Source organism: Bacteroides clarus YIT 12056, assembly GCF_900129655.1.
GTDB lineage: Bacteria > Bacteroidota > Bacteroidia > Bacteroidales > Bacteroidaceae > Bacteroides > Bacteroides clarus.
In genome coordinates, this window is sequence record NZ_FQWK01000007.1 from 153,231 (window position 1) to 178,636 (window position 25,406).

The following is a 25,406-nucleotide window of genomic DNA, read 5'->3' on the forward strand; positions in this document are numbered from 1 at the left end:
ATAATACCTCTATATTCTGAACGGCAATCAGACGTAATCAGCTAACTTTTACTTTTTTAGAATAACTTCGAAATAAAAGTCCAAATAATTGAGATAATTCTGAAACTGAAAACCAAGAATCTTCCGTAATTTTGTTTTAAAAGAAATATCTATTTTTAAGCATATAAATATGAAGACAACATTTCTAGTGACCGAATTATGCCTATTCTTGTTGACAAGTTGTTTTTCTTCTAATAGTCAAGCAAATAAAGATCTGCAAGTTAGTAAATTATTTATGGAACTTCCATATAATTGCCCTACTCCCGATGGTATGGCAATAGCTCCTGACGGAAGTTTGATATTAGCCTGTCCCAATTTTGCCAACCCGGCCATGCCTGCTTGCTTAATGAAAATCACTTCCGAGAAACAGATTTCCAAATGGATAGATGTACCGGTACTGCCCGAAACAGGTATCGCTTGCCCCATGGGAATTGCATTTAACGAAAAAGGAGATTCATATATCTGTGACAATCAAGGCTGGTCGGGAAGTGAGCGGGGATACAGGAAAGGTCGTTTGTTAAAATTAATATTTGATAAGCAAGGAATACTGCAAGAAACGATAACAGTGGCATATAATATGGAACATCCCAATGGGATACGCATACATAATGGAAAAGTATATATCACTCAAAGTTCCCTATCCGCCATTCCATCAGAAAAATTGGTAAGCGGTGTATATTGCTTCAAGGAAGACGATTGCAATATAGAAATAACCAATACGCTGGAAGATAAAAATCTATTAACAACAGTAATTACCCGAAATCCACAAGTGCAATATGGTTTAGATGGTATCGTGTTCGATAAGAAAGGTAATTTATATGTGGGTAACTTTGGTGATGGCTCCATTCACAAAATCACTCTGGATAAAAATGGAAAAGTATTATCCAATACTATATGGGCACAAGACAGTACACAGTTAGTTACGACAGACGGTATTTGCATGGACGAGAAAGATAATATGTATGTAGCGGACTTTTCCGCTAACGCTATTGCGCGCATCACTCCTGATAGAAAGATTGTTCGAATAGCGCAGAGCCCTGATTGTGACGGTAGTAATGGTGGACTTGACCAACCGGGAGAGCCAATCGTATGGAATGGGAAACTGATAATTTCATGCTTCGACATAGTTACAGGACCCGACAAAATAAATACCAAGCATGACAAACCTTACACACTGGCGCAATTGGACTTGGAGAATAACTAAAAATTATTCTTGACAATACTGATTATAAAAAGTTTAAGATAAAAGTTTAAGATATTAGAATATGAAAAAGATTTGGATTTTATTTTTATGTTTCAGCAGTCTAACCATTCAGGCAAAAGACTACTACGTAACACCTGCTGACATTAGTAAGTTAAAAGAGATTTTAGGCAATAACACTTTGCGACCCGGCGATGAAGTAATTTTACGTGACGGGATATATGCCGGATTGGGAGAAGTAGACTTTTCCGCCCGAGGAACAAATACCGACTCTATCAAATTAAGAGCTGAACATGCAGGAAAAGCCGTTATTTCAGGTGCTCTGAAGATGAGAGTATACGGGCAATATCTGCAAATGGAAGGATTGTTTTTCCATAAAGCATGGGCAAAAGATTTATGTATGATTGAATTCCAAAAAGAAGATGGTGTGTATGCTTCCCATTGCCGATTTACTAATTGTGTAATGGACGATTGTAACGGTCCGGATAAAAGTGAAAAACCGGTAAAAGGGGTAGACCCTATTACAGTCAGTGAATATTGGTTAGGGTTGCATGGAAAGAATATCCGTATAGACCACTGCTATTTTGCGAATAAACGCATTGGCGGATTGATACTTCAGATATGGTTAAATGAATATGACCATCTAAATAATCATCAAATTGATCATAATATATTTGGAGCACGCCAGCCTTACGGCGGAAACGGCGCTGAAATTATCCGTATAGGCAACTCTTGGTCGTCACAGTTAGAATCCCACACATTGGTGGAAGACAATGTTTTTCTGCATTGCGATGGAGAGAATGAAATCATATCGGTTAAATCCTGTCATAATATTCTGCGCCGTAATCTATTCTTTGAATCACGTGGCGGTTTAGTTTGCCGGCATGGCCATGATAATATATTAGAATCTAATACTTTTGTCGGTAATAATATTGAGGGAACCTGTGGCATCCGTCTTATCAATCAAGGACACACCGTATACGATAATTTGCTTTGCCGCTTAGGTGGTTTTGGATTACTGGTACGCATGGGCATATACGAACGTCCGAATGCCAGTACCGATATTCAAAAGGAACCACTAACCTCTTATCATAGGGCTGAAAACATTGATATATCCCATAATGCTTTTATAGACTGTAAAACGATCGATTTAGGTTCCGGAAGCGGCGATAAAGAGCCTCGGAATGTACGTTTAGCTTACAATTATTTTAGCAACAAAACCAATAACATTCGAATATCCTATCCGGAAAAAACATTATCAGGTTTCTATTTTATGGAAAATCGATACGTTTGGGCAGATGGGCTCATTATTAAATCTCCCGGATTCAAACGCTTATTACAAGCAGAGAATCATGATGCAAAAGAGCAAACAAGAGTTCGGGAATGCTTGGAAAAAGCAGGAGCGGTTTGGTATCCAAGTACGGCAAAAGACATACGTTACATTTTAAGTAAATATTAAAATACAATAATCCTGCTTTTTATTTTAGGGAACTATAGCTTGCCTTAAAGTAGACTATGGCAACTATGGTGAGATTTTACGCTTAAAACTTTATACTGTTACAAATCATTGGTTTCCAGAAATACAAATAAAAACATTTTCATTTATTGATTAAAGTTCGTATTTTTGCCTGCAACTGTCAAAGCAACAGTTATTCATGAATAGACAATTCCCGAACAAATATGAGCGAAGACTTTGAAGGAGCAAAAGACGATTTGGATAAAGAACTCCCGGCAGGGAGCGAAGGACATTCAGATTATAAACCTGCGGATACCAATGATGTAAGCATCAAGCATCAGCTGAGCGGTATGTATCAGAACTGGTTCTTGGATTACGCCTCGTACGTAATCCTGGAACGTGCCGTACCTCACATCATGGACGGATTGAAACCTGTTCAACGGCGTATTCTGCACTCCATGCGGCGTATGGAAGACGGGCGCTACAACAAGGTGGCCAATATCGTGGGACATACCATGCAGTTTCACCCGCACGGTGACGCCAGCATCGGTGATGCACTGGTACAACTCGGCCAAAAAGATTTGCTTATCGACTGTCAGGGAAACTGGGGTAATATTCTTACGGGAGACAGCGCAGCCGCCCCCCGTTACATCGAAGCGCGCCTTTCCAAGTTCGCGCTCGATGTAGTATTCAATCCTAAGACAACAGAGTGGAAACTGTCATACGACGGACGTAACAAGGAACCGGTAACCTTACCCGTCAAATTCCCTTTGCTGCTGGCACAAGGCGTGGAAGGTATTGCCGTAGGTCTTTCTTCCAAGATATTACCACATAACTTCAACGAACTTTGCGATGCATCCGTAAAATACCTGCATAAGGAAGAATTCAAACTCTATCCCGATTTTCAGACAGGCGGCAATATCGATGTATCGAAATACAATGACGGCGAACGTGGCGGAGCCGTACGGGTACGAGCCAAAATAGAAAAGGTGGATAACAAAACACTCGTTATCCGAGAGATACCTTACGGAAAAACGGTAGCCAGTGTCTGCGATTCTATCGTCAAAGCAAGCGAAAAGGGGAAAATCAAGATAAAGAAAGTAGAAGACCTTACTTCCGGAAGCGTAGAGATATTGGTTCATCTTGCTCCCGGCGTATCATCAGACAAAACGATTGACGCGCTTTACGCCTTTACGGATTGTGAAGTCAGCATCTCACCCAACTGCTGCGTCATCGACGAGCAGAAACCTCACTTCCTCACCGTCAGCGCCGTATTGAAAAAATCGGTGGACAATACACTGGCTTTATTACGCCAGGAACTGGAAATACGTAAAAACGAAATACTGGAAAGCTTACACTTCTCTTCATTGGAGAAGATATTCATCGAAGAGCGTATCTATAAAGATAAGGAATTTGAGCAGGCCAAAAACATGGATGCAGCCTGCGAGCACATCGACGAACGTTTGACACCTTATTATCCCACATTTATCCGTGAGGTGACCAAAGAGGATATCCTCAAACTGATGGAGATAAAAATGGCTCGTATCCTCAAGTTCAACTCCGACAAAGCAGAGGAACTGATTGCCCGCATGAAGGCGGACATCGAGGAGATAGACCGCCATTTGGCCAATATCGTGGAATATACGGTAGACTGGTTCCGCATGCTGAAAGAGAAGTACGGAAAAGGCTTCCCGCGCCGTACCGAATTACGTAATTTCGATACCATCGACTCTACCAAAGTGGTAGAAGCCAATGAAAAATTATACATCAACCGCGAAGAGGGTTTCATCGGTACCGGCCTGAAAAAAGACGAATTCATAGCCAATTGCTCCGACCTCGACGATGTTATCATCTTCTTCCGCGACGGACGTTACATCATCACTCCGGTGGCAGACAAGAAATTCGTAGGCAAGAACATACTCTATGCCAACGTATTCAAGAAGAACGACAAACGCACTATCTACAATGTCGTCTACCGTGACGGAAAAGAAGGTACGCATTATATCAAGCGTTTCGCCGTGACTTCCGTAGTACGCGACCGCGAATATGACGTGACACAAGGCACGCCCGACTCACGTATCGTATATTTCACGGCCAACCCCAACGGTGAGGCCGAAGTCATCAAAGTAACGCTCAAGCCCAATCCGCGTATACGCCGCATCATCTTCGAAGAAGATTTCAGCCAGATAAATATCAAAGGCCGTCAGGCCATGGGCAATATACTCACCCGTAACCCGGTTCACAAGATAGCTCTGAAGCAACGCGGCGGTTCCACATTGGGCGGGCGCAAAGTATGGTTCGACCAAGATGTCCTGCGCCTCAACTATGACGGTCGCGGAGAATACCTCGGCGAGTTCCAAAGTGACGAGCAAATCCTGGTGGTATTGAACAACGGCGAGTTCTACACCAGCAATTTCGATGTGAACAATCACTACGAAGACAACATACGGGTGTTGGAGAAATATGATTCGAGCAAAGTATGGACAGCCGTTCTGTATGATGCCGACCAACAAGGTTATCCGTACATCAAACGTTTTTGTTTCGAGGCAAGTAACCGCAAGCAGAACTATCTAGGTGAGAACAAGGACAATCGTCTCATCCTGTTGACTGACGAATATTATCCGCGACTGGAAGTTATATTCGGCGGTCATGACAACTTCCGTGAGCCGTTGGTAATCGATGCAGACGAGTTTATCGCAGTAAAAGGTTTCAAAGCCAAAGGCAAGCGATTGACTACCTACACGCTGGAAACTATCAACGAATTAGAGCCTACCCGTCAGCCGGAAGTCCCGCAAACCCCTGAGAGCAACGACGAGGAAGAAGTTGAAATACTGGACCCGGATCACGGGAAAAGCGAAAGCGACATATTGGACGAACTGACAGGACAAATGAAATTGTTCTCTGATAATAATGACAGCAAGGAACATGAAACTACCTAAAGCGGTAATGCCGGTTCTCTGTACGGTTCTGCTGCTATGCTGCAACGCCATACGGGCGCAGCTTCCTGTAAAGGCGGAAGGATTGGAACAAAGCCGTCTCGTAACCCGTGCTACCATGTATGGCGTAGGTGTCACGAATGTATTCGACACCTATCTGTCCCCCCAGGAATATACCGGAATAGATTTCCGCGTTTCCCGCGAAAGTATGCGCATGACCAGATGGATGGACGGCAAGCTGTCTTTGCAGAGTTTCTTTCAGGCCGATTTAGGTTATGCCCATAACAAAGTGGATAATAACAACACATTCTCCGCATTAGCGAATTGGAATTATGGTCTGCACTATAACTTCCCTGTCACGAGTAACTTCAAGTTGCTCGCCGGCGGCCTTGCCGACCTGAACGGCGGTTTTGTCTACAACCTGCGTAATACCAACAATCCGGCATCGGCACGCGCTTACATCAATCTGGACGCATCGGGTATGGCCATTTGGGACTTACGCATCAAAAACTATCCGCTTACATTACGTTATCAGGTCAACCTGCCCTTAATGGGAGTGATGTTCTCGCCGCATTACGGCCAGTCCTATTATGAAATCTTCTCATTAGGAAACAGTAGCGGAGTGGTCAAATTCACTTCACTGCACAACCAGCCTTCATTACGGCAGATGCTTACGGCAGACTTCCCGATAGGACGCGCCAAAATGCGCTTTGCCTATATATGGGACGCTCAGCAATCCAAAGTAAACGATATAAAAACACATACCTACTCACACGTATTCATGGTAGGCTTTGTAAAGGAACTGTATTTATTGAATAATAAGAAGAAGAGGTGATAGAGTAACAAGGCGGTAAAGTGATAGAGTGATAAGGTGATAAACGGTGAATGATAAGATGACGGGATTTCTTAAAAAGATAATGGTTCTGATGGTTGTACTTCCTTTGCTGAGCGGTTGCATCCGCGAAGAAGAAGTCACCAATTCTCCACAGGGGAACTTCGAAGCCTTATGGAAGATTATCGACGAACAGTATTGTTTCTTGGAATACAAGCAAATCGACTGGGATGCCATCCATGCCAAATACAGCAAGCTTATTACCAACACTATGAGCAGTGAAGGGTTATTTGAAGTACTGGGAAACATGCTGAATGAGCTGCAAGACGGACACGTAAACTTAGCTTCCGCCCACAATGTATCGTATTATGACGCATGGTATCAGAACTATCCGCGTAACTTCCGCGAAGATATTGTAGAAGACACCTATCTGGGTAAAGCCAGTACCGACTACCGTACCGCCGCAGGCGTCAAGTATAAAATATTCGAAGACAACATCGGCTATATGCGTTACGAAAGCTTCTCCTCGGGAATAGGCAATGGAAATCTGGATGAGATACTCTCCTATCTCGCCGTATGCAACGGACTTATCATTGACGTACGCAGTAATGGCGGTGGCAACGTAACCAACTCCACACGCATTGCCGCCCGTTTCACCAACGAAAAAGTACTAACCGGATACATCCGCCATAAAACCGGCAAGGGACACAATGATTTCTCCGAACCCTACCCCATAGAATTAGAACCCAGTAACAGCATACGCTGGCAAAAGAAAGTAGTAGTCCTCACCAACCGCCGCTCATACAGTGCAACCAACGATTTTGTCAACCAGATGAGCTGCCTGCCCAATGTCACCATCATAGGTGACAAAACCGGTGGCGGTTCCGGTATGCCCTTTACTTCCGAACTTCCTAACGGGTGGACAGTGCGTTTTTCCGCCAGTCCGCATTTCAGTGTCGACATGGAACAGATAGAATGGGGAATAGACCCCGACATTAAAATCGATATGGATGAAACGGATGAAGCAAAGCATATAGACACTATCATCGAAAAAGCCCGGGCTTTCCTCAAAGGCGAATGGACTCCGGAATGAAATGAATAACTTTCTTTACGCTTTTGCTTGTAAAACCGATAAAACTTCTTATCTTTGCACCGCTTAACGGGAAATCCCTTGCGGGTGTGGCGTAATTGGCAGCCGCGCCAGACTTAGGATCTGGTGCCGTGAGGCGTGTAGGTTCGAGTCCTATCACCCGCACAGTTTATTTTTTTAAAAGACAAACAACAGAGAAAGAAGATGTATTACCATACATCTTCTTTTTTCTTTCCCCTTTCCTCACGGATTGTGTTAAAAACCGGAGATATATAAAGGTCTGAAATCTTTTTTGCATCCCGATTGTTTCAGAGGAAACAATCAAGTTAGTTATCCACTAAAAATTTATGCAATGAAGAAAAAACCTAAACTTCCTATGAAGAGAGCCTTTTGGCTGAAAAATCTATTTCTGATAGCATGTCTGCTCCTCGCAGCAACTCCCGGTTTCTCTCAGAACAAGACAGTGACCGGTACGGTGACCGATGCTACAGGAGAACCGCTCATCGGAGCGTCCGTACTGCAACAAGGTACTTCCAACGGTGTCATTACGGACATTGACGGAAAGTATTCCATTCAGGTGCCACCCGAAGCCACTTTGGAATTTTCCTATGTAGGCATGGTGAAGCAGGCCGTCAAAGTGGGCAACCGGAGTATTGTCGACGTGCAGATGCACGATGATTCGCAGATGCTTGCCGAGACAGTCGTCATCGGGTACGGTAGCGCCAAGAAACGCGACCTTACCGGTTCCATCACCAATATCAAAGGGGATGAAATCGCCAACAAGCCCGTGGTCAACCCGGTAGCCGCCCTGCAAGGAAAGATAGCCGGCGTACAGGTCATCAACTCCGGTAAAGCCGGTGCAGACCCGGAAATACGTGTGCGCGGCACAAACTCTATCAACGGCTACAAACCGCTGTATGTAGTAGACGGCCTGTTCAACGACAACATCAACTTCCTCAATCCGCAGGACATCGAGTCCATGGAAATCCTGAAAGACCCGTCATCCCTCGCCATCTTCGGTGTACGAGGCGCCAACGGTGTCATCATCATTACCACCAAGAAGGCCAAAGAAGGGCAGACACGTGTCAACATCAACGGTTCGTTCGGTTTCAAAACCGTAACGAACAAGATTGCGATGGTCGATGCGGCCGGTTTCAAGGAGCTCTATAACGAACAGCTAAGAAACGAAGGCAATCCCGAATTCGATTTCACCCCCTGGACGGGCAATACCAACTGGCAGGATGAAATCTTCCAGACCGGATTCATCACCAACAACAACGTCAGCATCACGGGCGCTTCCGCCAAGCACAGCTTCTATCTCGGAGCCGGTTACGCCTACGAGCAAGGCAATATCAAGCACGAGAAATACAGCAAAGTCACGCTGAATGTAAGCAACGATTATAAAGTTACGGACAACTTCAAAGTCGGCTTCCAGTTTAACGGCGCACGCATACTGCCTGCCGATACCAAGAGTGTGGCAACAGCCCTCCGTGCCGCTCCGGTAGCTCCCGTATACAATGCGGAATACGGCCTGTACACCACCCTGCCCGGTTTTCAGAAAGCGCAGATGAACAACCCGATGGTCGATGTAGGCTTGAAAGCCAATACCACCCGTGCGGAGAACTACCGCGCGTCGGGCAACGTATACGGTCAATGGGACTTCCTGAAAAACTTCCAGTTCAAAGTGATGTACTCCATGGACTACGCTTCCAACAGCAGCCGCACCTACACTCCTATCATCACCGTATTCGACAGCAGCGTAGAAGGTAACGTCGTGACCCTCGGCAACGGAAAGACCGGAGTGAAACAGTCCAAGGAAACCGAAGCCAAAGTACAAAGCGACTACCTGCTGACCTACACCAATACCTGGGGCGAGCATAGCCTGACCGCCACCGCCGGTTTCACCACCTATTATAATAAGCTGGAGATGCTGGGCGGAGAACGTACGCAAGGAGTAGGTCTGGTCATTCCCGACAATCCCGACAAATGGTACGTCAGCATCGGCGATGCGGCAACAGCCACCAACGAAAGCAAGCAATGGGAGCGCAGCACCGTATCCATGCTGGGACGTGTGCTCTATAACTACAAAGGCAGATACCTGTTCAACGGTTCGTTCCGTCGTGACGGTTCTTCCGCATTCTCCTACACCGGCAACCAATGGCAGAATTTCTACTCCGTCGGTGCAGGCTGGCTGATGTCCGAAGAGGAATTTATGAAAGACATCACCTGGCTGGATATGTTGAAACTGAAAGGTTCATGGGGTACGCTCGGCAATCAGAATCTGGATAAGGCCTACCCTGCCGAGCCGTTGCTCACCAATGCCTACTCTGCCGTATTCGGCAAGCCGTCCGCCATCTATCCGGGCTACCAACTGTCCTACCTGCCCAATCCCAATCTCCGTTGGGAGAAAGTGGAAGCCTGGGAAGTAGGCGCAGAAGCCAACTTCTTCCGCAACCGCCTGCACTTCGAGGGTGTATATTACAAGAAAACCACCAAAGACCTGCTGGCAGAAGTGCCGGGCATCTCCGGTACGGTTCCGGGCATCGGTAATCTCGGTTCCATAGAGAACAAAGGTGTGGAGCTCGCCATCAACTGGCGTGACCAAATCGGCGACTGGGGATATAACGTAGGCGCCAACCTCACTACAATCAAGAACAAGGTATTGAGCCTCGTACAGGACGGTTACTCAATCATCGCCGGCGACAAGAGCCAAAGCTATACGATGGCCGGTTATCCTATCGGTTACTTCTACGGTTACAAGGTGGAAGGCGTGTACCAGACAGACGAAGAAATCGCCCGGTCTCCCAAGAACACCCTGGCCACCGTTACACCGGGCGACCTGAAGTTCAAGGATGTGAACGGTGACGGTGAAATCACCACTGCCGACCGTACCATGATAGGCGACCCTACCCCCGATGTCACTTACGGCATCACTCTCGGCGTCAACTATAAAAACTGGGAACTCGGCATCGACATGATGGGACAAGGCGGCAACCAGATATTCCGCACATGGGACAATTACAACTGGAGCCAGTTCAACTTCATGGAACAACGCATGGACCGTTGGCACGGACCGGGTACAAGCAATACCCAGCCCCTGCTGAATACGAAGCATACCATCAACAATATGAATTCCGAGTACTACATCGAAGACGGCAGCTTCTTCCGTATCCGCAACGTACAGTTGGCGTATAACTTCGACAAGACCCTGATATCCAGAATCGGCATGCAGGCCTTGAAACTCTATGTCAACATCCAGAACCTGAAAACCTGGAAGCACAACACCGGCTACACTCCCGAACTGGGTGGCACGGCCATTGCTTTCGGTGTAGACGACGGCAGCTATCCGATGCCGGCCATTTACACATTCGGCTTCAATCTGACATTCTAACCGGCATAGCGCCGGAACAAAGTTCCCCTGCGGAATAACAGTACTTTATTAAATCTATAATAGGAAAATTATGAAACTAAAGAATAAGATATTAACCCTGATAGCAGGCACACTCACCACCTTTGCCCTGACATCCTGTAACGACTTCCTCGACCGTGACCCACTGGGACAGTTCACCGAAGACGATGCCCCCAACGCCCTTATCGGCGGAAAGATGTACAACGTATACTACCTGATGCGCAGCTATAACATCACTGCCGGCATACCCGCTTTCATGATACACATGGTACGCAGCGAGGATTCCGAAAAAGGAAGCGATGCCGGCGACGGCGCCGACCAGGCAGATATGTGGGATGATTTCCAGTACACAGCCTCCAACGGCACGCTGAGCGCCTATTGGGGACAGAATTATAAAATCATCTACCAGTGCAACGAAATCCTCGACGACCTGGAGAACAGCGGAAACAAAGATGATTTGGAGAATATACGTACCAAAGGCGAAGCCCTGTTTTTCCGCGCCTATTGTTACTTCAACCTTGTACGCGCCTGGGGAGAAGTGCCGTTGGTAACCTTCAAAGTGAAAGAGGCATCCGACGCCAACGTGCCCAAAACCACTGCGGACAAGATATACGAGCAAATAGACAAAGACCTCGCCGAGGCCGAGAAATGCCTGCCGCTGACGTGGACTTCCGAGTATACCGGACGTATCACATGGGGAGCCGCGCGTTCGCTGCACGCCCGTACCTATATGATGCGCAACGATTGGGATAATATGTACGACGCTTCTACCGAAGTAGTCAAGTCCGGTATCTACAACCTGAACACTCCTGTGGATAAAGTCTTTACCGTTGAGGGTGAGAATTGCGGCGAAAGCGTGTTCGAATTGCAATGCGAATCGACCGACGCGCTGAAAAACAGTGATGTCATCGGCAGCCAGTTCTGTCAGGTGCAAGGTGTGCGCGGTGCAGGCGATTGGGATCTCGGCTGGGGCTGGCATATGGGAACCACGCTGGTAGGCCAGGCATTCGAGCCCGGCGACCCCCGTAAAGACGCATCCTTACTCTATTTCCGCCGAAGCATCAGTGACCCCATTACCCCGGAAAATACCAATAAGCCTTACGGTGAATCTCCTGTGTCTACCGCTATGGGAGCTTACTTCAACAAAAAGGCATATACCGAACCCGAGCTGCGTAAGAAATATACGAAAGACGGTTTTTGGGTAAACATCCGCATTATCCGCTACCCGGACGTATTGCTGATGGCTGCCGAGGCCGCCAACGAGAAAGGTATTTCGGGCGAGGCCATCGACTATCTGGAACAGGTTCGCGCCCATGCACGCGGTACGGACAGCAGCATACTTCCCAAAGTTACGTCTACCGACCAAAATACACTGCGTGATGCCATTCGTCACGAACGCCGTGTAGAGTTGGCATTGGAACCCGACCGTTTCTATGACCTCGTACGCTGGGGAATTGCCAAAGAAGTGTTGCAAGCCGCCGGAAAGAACTACCAGGATAAGAACGCCTTGCTGCCATTGCCACAAGACGAGATTGACAAATCGAACGGGGTGCTGGTACAGAATCCTAATTATTAAATGTAATTAGTAATTAGTGATTAGAGGTTAGTGATTAGTGATTAGTGATTAATGGTGAATGGTGAATGATTAGTGGTTTATGATTAGTCATTAATCATTAGAGGTTAGTGATTAATGATTAGCACCATACAGCATGATAACGCACCTAAGGCTGAAAGCCTTTTATCTCCAAGCCCGGGGTAACACCCCGGGTATAAAAAGCCCTCTGTGTCTTGCGCCCTGTAAGGGCAAAAGATTCATACACAAGGATTTTGCCCTTACAGGGCGCAATGTTAATCATCTGCAATATCCCGGGGCGTTGCCCCGGGCTTGGAGATAAAAGCCTTTCAGGCTTTAACTTAGAAAGACCTATATTCATTATCCAGCTTAAAAAGCATATATAAAAACATATGCAAAAAGCATATATAAAAGCATATGCAAAAACGTATGTAAAAGCATATTAAAAGACATACGCAAAGAAATATATGTAAAGAACCGTATTAGAAAATACATATTAAAAGAAACATATTATGAAGAAGTTTTTCCAAAGAACCAGCCTGCTACTCGCAACCGCCTTTATAGGCGCTGCCACACTGCAGGCGCAGAAATCCCCCCAAGATATGGATCGCTTTATCGATGCACTGATAAAGCGAATGACCGTAGAGGAGAAAATAGGGCAATTAAACCTGCCCGTCACCGGTGAAATCACTACCGGGCAAGCTAAAAGCAGTGACGTAGCCAAGAAGATTGAGCAAGGGCTCGTCGGCGGTCTTTTCAACCTGAAAGGAGTGGCCAAGATACGCGACGTACAAAAGCTGGCAGTAGAAAACTCACGACTGGGTATTCCCCTGCTCTTCGGCATGGACGTGATACACGGCTACGAAACCATCTTCCCCATCCCTCTGGGATTGTCCTGCACCTGGGATATGGCCGCCATTCAGGAGTCCGCGCGCATCGCTGCCGTCGAAGCCAGCGCCGACGGCATCTCCTGGACATTCAGTCCGATGGTAGACATCAGCCGCGACCCGCGTTGGGGACGTGTCAGCGAAGGTAGCGGTGAAGACCCCTTCCTTGGTGGAGCGATTGCCAAAGCGATGGTCTACGGTTATCAGGGAGCCAACCTCTCCGAGCAACTCAGGCGCAATGACGAAATCCTTGCCTGCGTCAAGCACTTCGCCCTTTATGGAGCGGGCGAGGCAGGCCGTGACTACAATACGGTAGACATGAGCCGCAACCGTATGTTCAACGAATACATGTACCCCTACGAAGCCGCCGTAGAGGCAGGCGTGGGAAGCGTAATGGCATCCTTCAACGAGATAGACGGCGTACCCGCCACAGCCAACAAATGGCTGATGACCGATGTTCTCCGCAAGCAATGGGGCTTCAACGGCTTTGTAGTGACCGACTTTACCGGTATATCCGAGATGATAGAACATGGCATCGGCGACCTGCAAACCGTCTCCGCGCGTGCCCTCAATGCCGGTGTAGACATGGATATGGTAAGCGAAGGCTTCGTCGGCACACTCAAGAAGTCCGTCATGGCGGGCAAGGTAAGCATGAAAACCCTCGATGCGGCCTGCCGCCGTATCCTCGAAGCCAAGTATAAGTTAGGACTTTTCGACAATCCCTATAAATACTGCGATGTGAACCGTCCCGCACGCGACATCTTCACCAAAGAACACCGCGCCGCCGCACGCCGTATTGCCGCCGAGAGCTTTGTATTGCTAAAGAACGGCAGCATCAAGCAACATCCGGGTTCTCTGCCCGAGCCGCTGCTTCCGCTGAAAAAAGAAGGAACCGTAGCCGTCATAGGCCCGTTGGGCAATACACGCAGCAATATGCCCGGAACATGGAGCGTAGCCGCACGCCTCAACGACTACCCCTCTCTGTATGAAGGACTGAAGGAGATGATGTCCGGCAAAGTGAACATCACATACGCCAAAGGCAGCAACCTCATCGGCGATGCCGCCTACGAAGAGCGCGCCACCATGTTCGGACGTTCCCTGAACCGGGACAACCGTACGGACAAGGAACTGCTGGACGAAGCCCTGAAAACAGCCGCCGGCGCGGACGTTATCGTAGCCGCGCTCGGTGAATCTTCCGAAATGAGCGGCGAGAGTTCCAGCCGTACCAACCTCGACCTGCCCGACGTACAGCGTTCACTGCTGGAAGCCTTGCTGAAAACAGGCAAGCCCGTAGTACTCACCCTCTTCACCGGACGCCCGCTGACACTGACCTGGGAACAGGACAACGTGCCCGCCATACTGAACGTATGGTTTGGCGGAAGCGAAGCCGCCTATGCCATAGGCGATGTATTGTTCGGAGATGTCAACCCCGGCGGCAAACTGACGATGACTTTCCCGAAGAATGTAGGACAAATACCGTTGTTCTACAACCACAAGAATACCGGACGTCCGCTGCAGGCAGGCAAATGGTTCGAGAAGTTCCGCAGTAACTACCTGGACGTGGACAACGAGCCGCTTTATCCCTTTGGATACGGCCTGTCTTACACCACCTTCGAGTACAGCGACATCGCCCTGAGCACCCCGTCGATGGGACAGAACGGTTCCATAACCGCCGTAGTCACCGTAACCAACACCGGAAAACGCGACGGTGCGGAAGTCGTACAGCTATACATCCGCGACCTTGTAGGAAGCATCACCCGCCCCGTACGCGAGCTGAAAGGCTTTGAAAAGGTATTCCTTCGTGCAGGCGAAAGCAAGACCGTTTCCTTCAAGATTACTCCGGAGCTGCTGCGCTTCTATGATTACGACCTGAACCATGTAGCCGAGCCCGGAGAGTTCGACCTCTTCATCGGGGGAAGCAGTCAGGCCACCAAGACGGCGCGCATCACCTTGAAGTAAACAATCCGTCTCTCCTGAGGATACCAACCGTTTTATCCGGGGGAATCTCAGTTTCCTACCGGAGAAACCGAAATTCCCCACCGGGGAAACGGGTGTTTCTCCCTGAGGGAACCGCCGTTTCCTTACGGGGAAAAAATTCTCCCGCCAGTATATAAATCATTGCACGTAAACAGTATGAAATCAGTAAACATCTATATCCCGCTTCTCCTGCTATTGTTCCTCGCAGGAGCCTGCGGTACCAAAAAATCCGACGGAACGTCCGGCACGTTGAGCGACGACGCCCTGCTGGACACAGTACAGCGCCGAACCTTCAATTACTTTTGGGACGGGGCCGAACCCAACAGCGGACTCGCGCGCGAGCGCATCCACATGGATGGAGTATACCCCGAAAACGACCAAAACGTAGTGACATCCGGCGGCAGCGGTTTCGGTATCATGGCAGTGCTCGCGGGTATCGACCGGGGCTACGTCACCCGTGAAGAAGGACTGGCGCGCATGGAACGCATCGTTTCTTTCCTTGAGACCGCCGACCGCTTTCATGGAGCTTACCCCCATTGGTGGTATGGCGATACGGGGCGGGTAAAGCCCTTCGGGCAGAAAGACAATGGCGGCGACCTTGTAGAAACCGCTTTCGTAATGCAGGCTCTCCTTGCCGTACACCAGTACTATGCAGGCGGTAGCCCGCAAGAGAAAGCCCTCGCCGCCCGCATCGACAAGCTATGGCGGGAAGTAGACTGGAACTTCTACCGACAGGGCGACCAAAACGTACTCTACTGGCATTGGAGTCCCGAATACGGCTGGGAGATGAACTTCCCCGTACACGGTTACAACGAATGCCTCATCATGTACATCCTTGCCGCCGCCTCGCCTACGCATGGCGTACCTGCCGCCGTATACCACGAAGGTTGGGCGCAGAACGGCGCCATCGTCAGCCCGCATAAGGTAGAGGGTATCGAACTGCATCTGCGGTATCAAGGTACGGAAGCCGGCCCCCTGTTCTGGGCGCAGTACTCTTTCCTGGGACTTGACCCCAACGGACTGAAAGACGAATATTGCCCCGGTTACTTCGGCGAAATGCGTAACCTGACGCTTGTAAACCGCGCCTACTGCATCCGTAACCCCAAGCATTACAAAGGTTTCGGACCGGACTGCTGGGGGCTGACCGCCAGCTACTCCGTAAACGGATATGCCGCCCACTCGCCCAACGAGCGCGACGACCTGGGAGTCATCTCTCCCACCGCCGCCCTGTCATCCATCGTATATACGCCGGAGTACTCATTACAAGTGATGCGCCACCTCTACGGAATGGGCGATAAAGTATTCGGCCCTTACGGATTCTACGACGCTTTCAGCGAAACGGACAACTGGTATCCGCAACGTTATCTTGCCATCGACCAGGGCCCGATAGCCGTAATGATTGAGAACTACCGCAGCGGACTGCTCTGGAAGCTCTTTATGAGCCATCCGGACGTACAGCGAGGATTGCAGAAGTTAGGATTCACCGCCCCGCAAGCCACAGCCGAAGAATAACTTCGTTCTTTCTTGTACCTGTAAAGAGGATACGCCGAAGCTGATTTTGCTATCATAATCAGAGTTTCGCCGTATCCTCTTTTTGTTTTCCGGATAAAACTAAGTATCTTTGGAGCAACACCAATCAATCATCATCATGAAAAAGTTCCTATCAGCCCTCTGCGTGACGGCGCTGTCACTCCTTGTCTACGGACAGGACGGCCATCCCTCTTCCATCTCCGGCAACCGGCGGAATTTCTCCTTTGCCTGGCTCACCGATGTTCATCTCAACTCTTTCGCCTACGCCGAAGACGATTTACGGCAGGCCGTTGAGGATATCAATGCCAACCCCGATGTGGATTTCACCATTCTGAGCGGAGACGTGACGGAATTCGGCGATACAAAAGAGTTTCAATTACTTGAGGAGATATTGAAAGGCTTCCGGAAACCCTACCTGCTGTTGCCCGGCAACCACGACGTGAACTGGAGCGAGAACGGATGTACGATGTTCGATAAGATATTCCGGGCGTCACATTTCTGCTATGACTGGCAGGGGGTGCGCTTCATCGGTTGCGGAGCAGGTCCGAGCCTGCGGATGGGACCGCCCCATATCCCGCGTGAGGAAATCCTCTGGCTCGACTCCGTATACAATGCCACACCTGCGGCGCAACCCGTCATTTTCGTCAATCACTTCCCGCTGAACGCCGATTTAAGCAATTGCCGGGAAGTTCTTCGGATTCTTAAGACACGCAATACGCAGGCCGTACTCGCCGGACACCTGCACGTCAACCGCTCATACGATGCCGACGGCATTCCGGGAGTGATAGGACGCTCTTCCCTCAGACGGAAAGACCCGATAAGCGGATATAACCTGGTAAGCCTGAAGGGGGATACCCTGCTGTTCCGCGAACGCATCATCAAGACGGAAACCCGCCCGGCATGGGACACTATCGTCTTTCATCCCGCCATCCGGGAAGTATGGACTGTCAAGGATGTTACGGATATCGCTTCGCAAGGAAGCATAGACGGCAACCTGTACATCTATACCAATACCGCCGGAGTGGTTCGTGCGCTGGACGCCGACAGCGGAAAAACCTTATGGAAGTACCGCACCGGGAATAAGATATTCTCCGCTCCTTTCATTACTCCGCAACTGGTAATCGTTTCTTCCTGCGACGGCTGTGTCTACGCCCTGAACAGACAGGACGGAAGCATGCGCTGGAAATACGATACCGGCTACCCGATTGTAGCCTGCCCTGCGGTAGCGGATGATACCGTCTATATCGGCAGCAGCAACGGGAAGTTTTATTCCATCAATCCGGCGGACGGTACGGTCAACTGGATTTGCGAGGGATTGAAAGGGTATATCGAATCACGCCCCGCCACAGACCGGGAACGGGTTTATATAGGTACGTGGGGAGCAATGTTCTATGCCATCGACCGGAAAACGGGAAAGAAAGTCTGGGAATTCGACACCCGACGCGGCAGATACTTTTCACCGGGAGCCTGCTGGCCGGTAGTTCTTCCATACACCGCAAACGGCGGAAAGCAACAGGAACAGGTTATCGTACTCAGTTCCGACTATTTCGTACGCGCTTTCCAGCCGTCGACAGGAGAGATTCTCTGGGCTTCGGACGAAGCCAAAGGGCGCGAATCGCTCGGTTTCTCACCGGACGGAAAGACGATGTATATCAAAGGCATCAAGAACAACATCACCGCGGCAGATATTTCAAAAGGCGTTTACACACCGCTTTGGAATACCGCAATGCCTTACGAAAGCAACTTTATCCCTACCCGTATGGAGACGACGGAACAATACGTGTTCATTCCCACGGAGTTCGGGGTTGTCCACGCCGTACGAACCGACGGAAGCGGAATATCCTGGCAGTGGAAAGTGGCTCATTCGGCAGTCACCTCCTTGAAGAACGCAGGAGAAAGGCGACTGATTGTCATGACGATGGACGGAACGGTTACCTGTCTCAAATACTGAGTCTTCTACCTGTCGCCACCACCGCCGCCGTTGCCCTTTACATCATCATTGCTGATGGAACGGGCAGCCTTCTTGACGCTGGCCTTCAGTTCTCCGATACGGTAGCTGACGCTGACGCCGAAACGTTGGCGGCTGTATTTGCTCCAGCTCTCCTGCATGAAACCGGTACCTTCCAGTGTATCGGTGTTGTTCATGTACTTCTTAAAGAAGTTGCTGGCGAAAGCGGAGAGGGTCAGACGCTTGTCGAAGAAAGACTTGTTCACGCTCAGCCCGTAATCGAAGTAACTGCTTCCTTTACCCTGCAACATAACCCAGGGTGTCTGGCCGAACACGTTCAGACTGATGCGCCAGTCATGGGGCAGGGTCTGTTGCGCGCCGCCGTAAGCGAACAGGTTCCAACCGTCATTCTTGAGACCGTTGGCGCCTTCCATATACGAGTAACTGCCGTAAACATTGGCGTAAATACGGGTATTGGATGTAGCATTCCAATTGATATATCCGCTTAAACCGGCGTATTTGGTCTTGCCTATATTCTGATAAGTGGAGTAAAGCACTTCCTTGCCGGTCGTTTCTTTCAGTCCCTCAATGTCTGTATCGGGAACCATCTCGGAGATACGCTCGATGCTGTTGTTGGTGAATGAGTAGCGCAGCGAAAGATTGATATTGAACTTCTGCGTAAAGTTACTGTAACTCAAATTGAACGCATGGCTTTTCTCGCTGTCCAGATTGGGATTACCCTGTGTGATATTGGTGGGATTGCTGTCATTGAGATAAGGATTCAGGTACCAGATGCCCGGACGGTAAATGCGCATGTTATAGCCGAAACGCAAGTTGGACATATCCGTCAGCTTCCAGCCGATGCTGGCGGAAGGGACTACATCGTCAAAGTCTTTCTTGAAGTTCTCGCCTCTGCCCAAAAGGTATTTCACATTCTGTATGGTATGCTCGTAGCGTACGCCCAGTCTGCCGGACAGCTTTTTTACCTTCAAAGAATAACCGGCATAGGCAGCCAGGATGTCATTCAAGTGCTTGTAGTGCGAACTATGGTCTTCATCGAATTCATAATCGGCTTGCTGCCCTGCGCCACGCTGAAAGCGGTCGTCCTCGGAACTGTTGTTGCGAAGGATATATTTAGCTCCGGCCTCAATGGTGTGCATCTTGCCGACAGGAGTAGTATAATCCGCCTGTAAGGTGTGTTCCGTGGTGCTTTGCGAACCGTCATTATGCTGGTCGAGCATACGTCTCATAAAGTCTTGCCAGTCCGGAGCCACCTTGTCCATATCATACTCATAGCCGGAATAGGAATCCGAGGTCTGCGGACGGGTGTTAATCTTATAGGAGAACGTAAGCATACGCTCTTTCACATGGAACAGGCGCTGATAGTCGATGCCGCCGTCAATGGAATACCAGGAGCTCTTACTGTGGTTGTCGGAAATATAGCTGTACAGCTCGTCGGCGGTACCGGGAAGTGTGGCCGACGCATCGGTTTCCCCGTTACTTTTGTTCTTGCCGCCCCAAAGGCCGAAGGACATGGTTACCAGACGCAATGTATCGATTTCATAGCTGGCTTCCATGCTGCCGGACTGGAAATTACCGTTTCCTTTGCTCGTTCCGCTATAATCCAGGTCGGACGAACCGCTGTCCGTTTCACCGACCGTACGCCGGTTGCCACCGGAATAGCTGCGAGGCTGGTTGTTATAATTGTAATTGTAGCGGGCGCTGAAAGTCAGTTTGCCGCTCTTTACCGTACCGAATACGCCGCCACCGGCGCCACGGTTACTTACATTACCGCTGAACGTGGCCGTATAGCCTTCCAGACCGCCGCCTACGGTGACAATGTTCAGGATACCCCCGACACCCTCCGCATCGTACTTGGCGCCGGGATTGGTAATGACTTCGATATGTTTGATGGAGTTGGCGGGCATACTTTTCAAAACATCCGTCGGGTTATTGCTCATCATATTGTTGGGCTTGCCGTTGACATATACCTTGAAACTGCTACTGCCGTTCACTTTGATGTTATCTTCACCGTCTACCGTTACAAGGGGTACTTTACGCAGCATCTCAAGAACAGAGTTCGATTTGGAATCAGGGTCATCCTGTATGTTATACTCTATCTTATCGATATCGGCCTTTACCAGAGGCTTCTGCGCCACGACTTCCACCTGCCCCAGTTCGTTGGAAGCATCCGTAATGTAGATAGTGCCGAAATCCACCAGTTTCTCTCCCGGTTTTACGGAGAAGTTCTTTACGATGCCGCTCCGCCCCACCGAAGAAATCGTCATGATGAAGTTTCCTTTGTTACCGGGCACTTTCTCCTGAAACTGTCCTTTCATGTCCGTTACCAGCATCTTAACGGCATGTGCAGGCGCTTCTTTCTTTACAATCCTGATAGTGGCATAAGGCTCTCCTTCCTGAGTTAACGAGTCGAGCAGGATTCCCTTAATTTGAAAAGAAGAGTTTGTCGCATTTTGTGCGGTCGCTCCGACAGCCATAAAGAATATCGTCAGCAACACAGCCCATTTGGTTTTCATGGTGTTCCCCTGTTTTAGTCAGTACTATTGTTCGTATTAGCGGTGGTTTTATCCACCTTTTGTCACGATGGATTAGGCAAAAATAGGGCATTCTTCGGCATTTATCGGAACACCGGAGTTAAAAAAGCGAAAAGTCTGTTGATTTACAGGAAGTAAAAGAATAACAGCAGAAGCACATTGGCAACTATGACGCATCCGAAGCCGCCCAATATCCACGAGCGCAACGAACTCTTCTTACCGGAGAAAAAGAGTGCGTAACACATATTGACGGCGATATTACTTACTATCGCCTGCATACTGCAAGCCGTTATCAGCGAAACAGGCACGCTGCCCGTACCTTGCAGAAGATTCAGAATGAACGGGGTGATGTCGCTGAAACCGGAAACAAAGGAGAGTAAGGTCAGTCCGCCCTTACCGGCATATATCAGCGTATAATGGGTGGCTATCGTAAATACCACAAAAAGTACGGCAAAAATAAGCGCTACCTTAAATTCCAGCGGGTTACTGCCGTCCTCGTCTTCATCGGTCGCTCCCGATACGGCGGGACGCTTCCACTTGGAATGCAGGAACCAGGCTGCTCCGGCGGAAACAGCGGACATAATCAGCAGATAGGGATAGATAACCGTCAAGGTAGCTACGCTGAATATGCCGATCAGTATCAGGAACCGCAAGAACATCATACTGACCGCCAGCAACATGGCGGCCACATATTCGGGCGCTTCCTGAGGTGACGCCTTACGGCTTTTACGCGCCAGCACGGATATGGTGGCGGTACTGCTGTACAACCCGCCGACAATACCGGATACCAAAATGCCGGATTCACGAAAGACGTATCTCTTCAGCAGATAAGAAAGATAGGAAATACCGGAAACCACTACCGTAGCGAGCCATATACCATAAGGCGTAAGGTTGACGTCCGGTATCAGATTTTCGTTGGGCAGCATCGGAAGTATGATACCGCTAATGGCCAGGAACTTGGCGAGCGTAATCATTTCGTCGTTCTTCATCCGCTGCGCCAGTTCGGTGAATGTATGTTTCAACTCCGTAAAGAGCAACACGGTCACAATCACCATTACATAAAACCAAGAGGGCTGCGTAGCGACAATAGGCGCAATGCAATACGTGATGAGCGCAATGACAATGGTGGTAACCCCGAACACGTGGAACTGGGCTTGCTTGACGTAATAGTTCAAGGCAAGCAACACTCCCAAGACAGCCCCGCCACCCATAAACAGGCGGTAGTCCACCGGATCGAGAATATAGAGGAGATAACCCAGAATGCCGATAAAAGTAAAGGTACGGTCTGTACCGAACAAGGTGGTCTCCCCTTCGCGTTTCAAACTGATACGTCGCAAGGAAAGGCCTATAAGCAAAGAAAACACCGTCACCAAAATAAAAGTGACGAGTTCTTCCGGCAGGTATTGATATAGTTTCTCCATATACGAATTAACAATTACGGGACGCGATTAGTTTACTTCCATTCCTTAAACGGACGCTTCATCAACTGTGAATTGTAATAACGAATATCTCCCGTTACTTCCTGCCCGATAAAGTCCGGCTTCTCAAAAGGCTCGTTCTCCGAGGAAAGCTCTACTTCGGCAATTACCAACCCTTCATTCTCTCCATAGAACTCGTCTACCTCAAAAACATGGTTTCCACTGCGTACCAGATAACGGGTTTTATCAATAATGCCCGGTTCGCACAGTTTCATCAACTCCCCGGCCTCGGCCAAAGGAATCTCTTTCTCCCATTCGTAACGGCTGATTCCGGATGTATCGGATGCCCCCTTGATGGTAAGGTACCCCTGCCCGCCGCGTATACGTACTCTTACCGTCCGTCCGCGCGCGCTACTGATATATCCCTGAATGATGCGGTTCTGCGCGTATGCTTGCGACTTATACTCTCCTTTTACGAGAAACTTCCGTTCTATCTCCTGCGGCATATTTATCTTTAATTAGCCCAAGAAGGAATAACCAACCAACATGGCAACTACCAATACCAAAGCGGCAACTCCGATAATCAGCAGTACTTTCTTGGCTTGTTGTTCTTCTTTCCGGCTGTGCATTACTTTCTTTTTACTCTTTCCCATGGTGTTTCTTTAGTTTAAAGTTCAACGATAAACAAAGTAAAAGGAAATTCGGGAAGTTTGCAAGCATTTATAAAAGAAAAAAGCGGTAAGTTAACATCATTGATTATATGATGTTAACTTACCGCATATACGATATTAACTTGTTACCCGCAACCCGGTTAACTTGTTCCGGTCAATGATGTTAACCTGCCGAAGGACTAAATGTTGTCTCCGCCCGCAAACTCCATCAGGTAAGCTTTGACGAAACCGTCTATCTTACCGTCCATTACTCCGTTTACATCCGAAGTCTGGAAATTGGTACGGTGGTCTTTCACGCGGCGGTCGTCGAACACGTAGCTGCGGATTTGCGATCCCCACTCGATTTTCTTCTTACCGGCTTCCACCTTTGCCTGTTCCGCCATACGGTGTTGAAGTTCCTTATCGTATAGGATAGAGCGCAACTGACGCATCGCATTCTCGCGATTCTTAGGCTGGTCGCGCGTTTCGGTATTTTCAATCAGGATTTCCTCTTCCTCGCCTGTATAAGGGTCTTTGAACTGATAGCGCAGACGCACGCCGGATTCCACCTTATTTACATTCTGTCCACCGGCACCGCTGGAACGGAAAGTATCCCAAGAGATACGCGCCTGTTCGATATTCACTTCAATCGTATCATCTACCAGCGGAGTAACGAAAACAGACGCGAAAGATGTCATACGCTTACCCTGGGCATTATAGGGAGATACACGCACCAGACGGTGTACACCGTTCTCACCTTTCAGATAGCCGTAAGCATAATCACCCGCTATCTCAATGGTACAAGCCTTGATTCCGGCCTCATCGCCTTCCTGCAAGTTGGCGATGGTCGCCTTATATCCATGAGTTTCGGCATATCGCAGATACATACGCATCAACATGCTTGCCCAATCCTGGCTTTCCGTACCGCCGGCGCCCGAATTGATTTTCAGTACGCAGTCCATCTGGTCGGCTTCCTCACGAAGCATATTCTTGAGTTCAAGAGCTTCTACGGCGGCAGACGCTTTTGCATAGGCTTCATCCACCTCTTCTTCCGTTACCAGCTCATCCTTGTAGAAATCGAATGCAAGTTGCAGTTCGTCCGCCATAACCTTGACTTCATTATAGCCGGAAATCCATTGCTGCAAACCTTTTACTTTCTTCATCTGTGCTTCGGCTGCTTTCTGGTCATCCCAAAACCCCGGAGCCTGGGTGCGCAATTGTTCCTCTTCGACTTGTATTTTCTTTCCTTCAATGTCCAGATAGCGGTTCAACGCTTCGGTACGTTCCTTGATATCTTTCAGTTGTTCAATGGTAATCATATGCTTTCAATTCTATCTTTTCGGAGCGCAAAGATAGTGCAAAAGTCTGAAAAAATCGCATAAACCCGTCCCTTTAGCGGAATAACCTGAAAAGAGAAGTTTCAAACATGGCCGGTATTGCAATAGTCATCATCTGGAACTTCGGCATTACCTAAACACCCTCTTTCCTCTGTTTTGCATCTTCGTCCTTTTACTGCTTGTCCCGACAGTCTGTTGTTAGCTCGTTTCCTCATGTTACTTATGACACGGAGATAGGAGTGCAGCTGAATTTACCATCATGTCTTTCATTACTTTCAAGCTATCGTTTTTTATTCCTTCTTATTTTAGAACTTTGATATGGCAAAGATGTTGAATCGTCAACTGAAAACCGGTTGAATGATATCCATATTGTGACTATATACCGGCAAGGCTGTCAGTTATTATTAATTATTAAACATAAAATAAGATTATCATAAAAAACAACTTTATCACTAGGTACTAAAGACTGGGATATGGTTGTTTTGTGACATTCCGTCTGCTCTTGCATGGTTATTTGGAGAATAGCAATATACCCGTTGCTTCGCCTTTTTGGAAATGGATGTTGTAA

General features: G+C 48.6%; 15 protein-coding genes and 1 tRNA gene. 11 read left to right on the forward strand and 5 right to left on the reverse strand.

Features of this window, described 5'->3' with window-relative positions:
- The first annotated feature begins 169 nt into the window (after nt 1-169).
- The 11 genes from BUB52_RS13810 to BUB52_RS13860 all read left to right on the forward strand — a co-directional run bounded on the left by BUB52_RS13810 (nt 170) and on the right by BUB52_RS13860 (nt 18,881).
- Nucleotides 170-1,243, forward strand: a complete 1,074-nt coding sequence (locus BUB52_RS13810; protein WP_009121792.1) for an SMP-30/gluconolactonase/LRE family protein — start codon at nt 170-172, stop codon at nt 1,241-1,243.
- A 61-nt stretch (nt 1,244-1,304) separates the two neighbouring features.
- Complete coding sequence (locus BUB52_RS13815) at nt 1,305-2,699, forward strand: polysaccharide lyase 6 family protein (RefSeq protein WP_009121791.1); 1,395 nt, start codon at nt 1,305-1,307, stop codon at nt 2,697-2,699.
- A gap of 221 nt (nt 2,700-2,920) precedes the next feature.
- Nucleotides 2,921-5,635, forward strand: a complete 2,715-nt coding sequence (locus BUB52_RS13820) for a DNA gyrase/topoisomerase IV subunit A (protein ID WP_009121790.1) — start codon at nt 2,921-2,923, stop codon at nt 5,633-5,635.
- Nucleotides 5,622-6,467: a DUF3316 domain-containing protein gene (locus BUB52_RS13825; RefSeq protein WP_009121789.1), complete on the forward strand. Its 846-nt coding sequence runs from the start codon at nt 5,622-5,624 to the stop codon at nt 6,465-6,467. Before BUB52_RS13820 ends, BUB52_RS13825 begins: the two co-directional genes overlap by 14 nt.
- A gap of 58 nt (nt 6,468-6,525) precedes the next feature.
- On the forward strand, nt 6,526-7,557 hold the full coding sequence (locus BUB52_RS13830) for a S41 family peptidase (protein WP_009121788.1): 1,032 nt from the start codon (nt 6,526-6,528) through the stop codon (nt 7,555-7,557).
- 80 nt (nt 7,558-7,637) lie between these two features.
- Nucleotides 7,638-7,719, forward strand: a tRNA-Leu gene (locus BUB52_RS13835).
- 187 nt (nt 7,720-7,906) lie between these two features.
- Nucleotides 7,907-10,945: a SusC/RagA family TonB-linked outer membrane protein gene (locus BUB52_RS13840; protein WP_009121786.1), complete on the forward strand. Its 3,039-nt coding sequence runs from the start codon at nt 7,907-7,909 to the stop codon at nt 10,943-10,945.
- Between the two features lie 70 nt (nt 10,946-11,015).
- Nucleotides 11,016-12,539 (forward strand): RagB/SusD family nutrient uptake outer membrane protein, encoded by a 1,524-nt coding sequence (locus BUB52_RS13845; protein WP_009121785.1) that lies wholly within the window; start codon nt 11,016-11,018, stop codon nt 12,537-12,539.
- A gap of 509 nt (nt 12,540-13,048) precedes the next feature.
- A complete protein-coding gene (gene bglX / locus BUB52_RS13850; RefSeq protein WP_009121783.1) occupies nt 13,049-15,382 on the forward strand; it encodes a beta-glucosidase BglX in 2,334 nt (777 codons plus the stop codon).
- A 174-nt stretch (nt 15,383-15,556) separates the two neighbouring features.
- Nucleotides 15,557-16,912, forward strand: coding sequence for a glucoamylase family protein (locus BUB52_RS13855; protein WP_009121782.1), 1,356 nt, complete (start codon nt 15,557-15,559; stop codon nt 16,910-16,912).
- Nucleotides 16,913-17,048: 136 nt separating this feature from the next.
- Nucleotides 17,049-18,881 (forward strand): outer membrane protein assembly factor BamB family protein, encoded by a 1,833-nt coding sequence (locus tag BUB52_RS13860; RefSeq protein ID WP_009121781.1) that lies wholly within the window; start codon nt 17,049-17,051, stop codon nt 18,879-18,881.
- Nucleotides 18,882-18,886: 5 nt separating this feature from the next.
- Here the strand turns inward: BUB52_RS13860 and BUB52_RS13865 are convergent, their stop codons facing one another.
- The 5 genes from BUB52_RS13865 to prfB form a co-directional block, all read right to left on the reverse strand.
- The gene (locus BUB52_RS13865; RefSeq protein ID WP_009121780.1) at nt 18,887-21,415 is read right to left on the reverse strand and encodes a TonB-dependent receptor domain-containing protein; all 2,529 of its coding nucleotides are present in this window, start codon (nt 21,413-21,415) and stop codon (nt 18,887-18,889) included.
- 143 nt (nt 21,416-21,558) lie between these two features.
- A complete protein-coding gene (locus BUB52_RS13870; protein WP_009121779.1) occupies nt 21,559-22,854 on the reverse strand; it encodes an MgtC/SapB family protein in 1,296 nt (431 codons plus the stop codon).
- 32 nt (nt 22,855-22,886) lie between these two features.
- Nucleotides 22,887-23,357, reverse strand: coding sequence for a CYTH domain-containing protein (locus BUB52_RS13875; RefSeq protein ID WP_009121778.1), 471 nt, complete (start codon nt 23,355-23,357; stop codon nt 22,887-22,889).
- A gap of 12 nt (nt 23,358-23,369) precedes the next feature.
- Nucleotides 23,370-23,504 (reverse strand): hypothetical protein, encoded by a 135-nt coding sequence (locus tag BUB52_RS15955; RefSeq protein ID WP_009121777.1) that lies wholly within the window; start codon nt 23,502-23,504, stop codon nt 23,370-23,372.
- A gap of 197 nt (nt 23,505-23,701) precedes the next feature.
- Complete coding sequence (prfB, locus tag BUB52_RS13880) at nt 23,702-24,820, reverse strand: peptide chain release factor 2 (protein WP_009121776.1); 1,119 nt, start codon at nt 24,818-24,820, stop codon at nt 23,702-23,704.
- Between the last annotated feature and the right edge of the window lie 586 nt (nt 24,821-25,406).